Source organism: Ideonella sp. P3_A4 (genome assembly GCF_056403075.1).
Genome location: NZ_JBFUGE010000467.1, coordinates 1 through 4,696, shown reverse-complemented (window position 1 = coordinate 4,696; position 4,696 = coordinate 1). Strand labels below are relative to the sequence as shown.

Annotated in this window: 3 protein-coding genes; 1 reads left to right on the top strand and 2 read right to left on the bottom strand. The window is 67.7% G+C overall.

Translation table 11 applies throughout. The features are described 5' to 3' along the window. Positions 1-1,938 (bottom strand): putative bifunctional diguanylate cyclase/phosphodiesterase (locus tag AC1DYI_RS26950; protein WP_477207198.1); only part of this gene is annotated, 1,938 nt, incomplete at its 3' end. A 236-nt stretch (positions 1,939-2,174) separates the two neighbouring features. Between AC1DYI_RS26950 and aroC the strand changes: the two genes are divergently transcribed. Continuing rightward, positions 2,175-3,272 (top strand): chorismate synthase, encoded by a 1,098-nt coding sequence (aroC, locus tag AC1DYI_RS26945; protein ID WP_477207197.1) that lies wholly within the window; start codon positions 2,175-2,177, stop codon positions 3,270-3,272. A gap of 46 nt (positions 3,273-3,318) precedes the next feature. Here the strand turns inward: aroC and AC1DYI_RS26940 are convergent. Continuing rightward, the coding region (locus AC1DYI_RS26940; RefSeq protein WP_477207196.1) for an efflux RND transporter permease subunit at positions 3,319-4,696 on the bottom strand (1,378 nt) is incomplete at its 5' end.

Sequence of the window (4,696 nt, the reverse complement as noted above, 5' to 3'; positions counted from 1 at the left end):
GCTCTGATCGATCTTCAGCGTGTGGATGCGGAAGCGCTTCAGGTAGTTCAGCGATGAATACCCGGTGCCGAAATCGTCGATCGACAGGCGCACGCCCAGCGCGTGCAGGCGGTCCATCATCGCGATTGCGGCGGTCGGGTTGCCGGTCGCCACGCTTTCGGTCAGCTCCAGCTCCAGGCAACTCGGCGGCAACTGGGCTTCTTCGAGGATGGCCTTGACCAGCTCGGGCAGGCCCGGGTCGCGGAACTGGATCGCCGACAGGTTCACGGCCACCACCAGCTCGCCCAGCCCGGCGTCGAGCCAGGTCTTGGTCTGGCGCACGGCGGTGCGCATCACCCATTCGCCAATCGCCAGAATCTGGCCGCTGCTTTCGGCCAGCGGAATGAATTCGCCCGGAGACACCATGCCCAGCTCGGGGTGTTTCCAGCGCACCAGCGCTTCGACGCCCAACACGGCGCCGGTACGCGCGTCCAGCTGCGGTTGGTAGTGCAGCAGCAGTTCGTCGCGTTCGGCGGCGCGGCGCAGGGCGGCCTCCAGCTGCAGCTGGCGCATTGAGCGCTGCTGCATGCCGGCGGTGAAGAATTGGTAGGTGCCGCGGCCTTCGAGCTTGGCGCGGTACATGGCGGTGTCGGCACAACGGGTCAGCTCTTCGACCGTGTCGCCGTCGGCCGGGTACATCGCCACGCCGATCGACAGCGTCAGGCTCAGCTCGTGCTCGCCGACCATGCAGGGCTGGGCCACGTGCTCCAGCAGCTTGTTGGCGACTTGGGCAGCGCCTTCGGCCTGGGTGCTGGGCAGCAGCACGGCGAATTCGTCGCCGCCGACGCGGGCCACCACGTCGGTGTCGCGCAGGTTGTCGCGCAGCCGGTGCGACATCTCCAGCAGCACGGCGTCGCCGGTGCGGTGGCCGAAGTTGTCGTTGATGTGGCGGAACTGGTTCAGGTCGATGAACAGCAGCGCCAGTGTGTCCTTTTGCCGCTGTGCCGCCACCAGTGCCACGCCCAGCCGGTCTTCCAGCAAATGGCGGTTGGGCAGCTCGGTCAGGGCGTCGAAATGGGCCTGGCGCAACAGCTTCTGCTCGGCGTCTTTCGATCGGGTGATGTCGTTGACGATGCCGATCAGGTGGCTCACTTCGCCGCTGGCGTCGCGCCGGCGGCTCAGGGACACCCAGGCGGTGAAGTGCTCGCCGTTCTTGCGCGTGCTGCGCAACTCGCCGTGCCAGTGGCCGCTGCGCAGCAGCGCCCGGCGCATGCGGCGCGGCAGGCCGGAGTCTTCCAGCGACGCGGTCAGCATCGCCGGGTACTGGCCGACAACGTCTTCGGCCTCGAAACCGGTGATGGTGCAGAAGGCCTGGTTGACGGTGACGATCACGCCGCGCGTGTCGGTGATCATGATGCCTTCGCGGGCTTGCTCGAACACCGCGGCGGCCAGGCGCATCTTGTCTTCGGCCAGGCGCCGCATCGTCACGTCGCGGGCCTCGACCAGCAAGTGAGCCGTGCTCGTGTCGCCGGTCAGGTCGCCCGCGCGGCGCATCGGCCGAACCGACAACTCCACCCGGCGCGGGCCGGCTTGCGTGGCCACGCCGACTTCGATGTTCTGGGGGCGGCCTTCCGCGGCGCGGGCCACCGCGTGGCGCAGCCTGTCGGCATCGGCCGGCGCGTGCAGCCAGGCAGGCAGTGCCCAAAGATGTTTGCCGGTCGCCGCGGGGGCGGCCGGGCCCAGCCAATCCTGCGCCGCCTGGTTCAGCCGCAGCACCAGGCCTTGCGGTGACAGCAGGCCGATCAGCTGAGAGCTGTGGTCGAGCATCGCGTCGGTCAGGCGCTCGCCGGCCGTGGCCTGCTGGGCTTGCAGTTGTGCCCGCCGGTAGGCCCGCCAGCCGACGCTGGCCAGCGCCGCCAAGGCCGCAGCAGCCAGCGCTAGCCAGGGCCAGGCGGGCAACAACGGGGCGGCGGGAACGGACGGCGAGATCAAAGCGATACAACAGGAAGGGTAGGTCACCACTTTGCCGGCAATCGCTCAAGGCTATTGAGCGAAGGCAGCCGGTAAACACCGGCTTTTTCACGCCGCGGTCACGAACGGCGGCCAAAACGAGGGCCGCCGATAAAATCAGGGTCGACTTTTCCGCAGCATTGGCATGCGCCGCTTCGTGGCGCAGCGCCGCCACAAGGGTCTTCATGTCCGGCAGCAGCTTTGGCGAGCTTTTCACCGTCACCAATTTCGGCGAAAGCCACGGCCCAGCCATCGGCTGCGTGATCGACGGCTGCCCACCCGGCATGGCGCTGTCCGAAGCCGACATCCAGCCCGACCTGGACAAGCGCCGGCCCGGCACCTCGCGCCACGTGACCCAGCGCAACGAGCCGGACGCGGTCGAGATCCTGTCCGGCGTCTACGAAGGCAAGACCACCGGCACGCCGATCTGCCTGTTGATCCGCAACACCGACCAGCGCAGCAAGGACTACGGCAACATCGCCCAGACCTTCCGCCCCGGCCACGCCGACTACACCTACTGGCACAAGTACGGCATCCGCGACCCGCGAGGCGGCGGCCGCAGCTCGGCCCGGCTGACCGCGCCGATGGTTGGCGCCGGCGCGGTGGCCAAGAAGTGGCTGCACGAACACTTTGGCATCTCGATTCGGGGCTGCATGACAGCGCTGGGCGAGATCGAGATCCCGGTCGATGACTGGGCTCAGGTTGGCCAGAACCCGTTCTTTGCGGCCACCGCCAGCGGCATCACCGAGCTGGAAGACTACATGGACGCGCTGCGCAAAGCCGGCGACTCGGTCGGCGCGCGGCTGTATGTCGAGGCCTCCGGCCTGCCGCCGGGCTGGGGCCAGCCGCTTTTCGACAAGCTCGATGCTGACATCGCCTACGCGATGATGGGCATCAACGCGGTCAAGGGTGTCGAGATCGGCGCCGGATTCGGCTCGGTGCGCCAGCGCGGCAGCGAGCACGGCGACGAGCTGACGCCCGCGGGCTTTGCCAGCAACAACGCCGGCGGCGTGCTGGGCGGCATCTCCACCGGCCAGGACATCCGCGTCTCGATCGCGATCAAGCCAACCAGCTCGATCCGCACACCGCGCCAATCGATCGACCTGGACGGCCAGCCGGCGACTGTCGAGACCTTCGGCCGCCACGACCCCTGTGTCGGCATCCGTGCCACGCCGATCGCCGAGGCGATGCTGGCGCTGGTGCTGATGGACCATGCCTTGCGTCACCGCGCGCAATGCGGCGACGTGCGCGTTGCCACACCGGTGATTCCGGCGCAGCGCTGAGCGGCCGACCAAGAAAAAGGCCGCCCKAAGGCGGCCCGGCGGTCGATCAGACCACAACCTGCTTGGGGTCTGCCGGCTTGCGCCGGCGCTGCAACCAGCCCATCAGCCGGTCRCGACGGATCTCGATGGAGTCGTAGATGCTCGGGATCACCAGCAGCGTCAGGAAGGTCGAGGTGATCATCCCGCCGATGATGGCCACGGCCATCGGGCGGTAGAACTCACCACCTTCACCGACGCCAATGGCCACCGGCAGCATGCCGGCGATCAGCGCGAAGGTGGTCATCAGGATCGGCCGCAAGCGCCGCTGGCCGGCAGCGATCAGCGCGTCTTCACGCGGCACGCCCTCGGCCTCCTGCACCCGCGCTGCGTCGAGCAGCAGGATGGCGTTCTTGGCGACCAGGCCGACCAGCATGATGATCCCGATGAAGCTCATCAGGTTCAGCGTGCTCTTGGTGACCAGCAGCGCCAGCACCACGCCGATCGGGGTGAACAACAGCGACAGCATCACCGGCACCGGCGCCGTGAACGAGCTGAACTGCACCACCAGCACCAGGTACATCAGCAAGATGCCCATGATCAGTGCCGCCAGCATGCGGCCGAAGACCTCTTGCTGGTCTTTCGACGCTCCGCCCAACTCCAGCCCATAGCCGGGCGGGAAGGTCATGGCCTTGGCGATCTTCATCGCGTCGCTCGTCACCTCGCCGGCCGAGCGGCCCTGTGCGTTGGCCGACACGGCGATCATCCGCTTGCTGTCGGTATGCTGGATCTGCGACGGCGCCTTGCCCATGCTCACGGTGGCGATCTGGTCGAGCGGCACCACCATGTTGGCGCCGGTCACGGTGATCGGCAGGCGTTCGATGTTGCTGGCGTCGACCCGGTCTTCCGGGTGCAGGCGAACGGCCACATCGCGGGTTTCGCCGCTCGGGTCGACCCAGTCGCCAACCTCGACACCGGCAAACGCCACGCGCAGCGCCTGCGCCGCGTCGTTGACCGAGATGCCCAGCGCGTTGGCCAGGCCACGGTCCAGCTCGATCTTCAGTTCGTCCTGCGGATCCTGTTCCGACAGGCCAACGTCCACCGCCCCCGGCACCTGGCGCAGCTTGGTCATGAACTCCATCGTGATTGCTTGCAGCTTGCGCGAGTCGGCACCGTGGAAGCGGATCTGCACCGGCTTCTGCGCGCCGTTGTTCAGGTCGTCCAGCACCACGTACTCGGCGCCGACCAGGCGCGACACCTTGTCTCGCAAGTCGGTGGCGATCTCGAAGCCCGAGCGCTTGCGCTTCGTGCTCTTGCCGATGTCAACGTAGATGCGGCCACCGTTCGGGTTCACGTAGCTGTTGGTCGCCTTGGTTTCCGGGATGGTGCGGGCCAGCGCCGCGGCCGCTTCCAGCTTCAGGCGGGAATATTCCAGGCTGCTGCTGGGC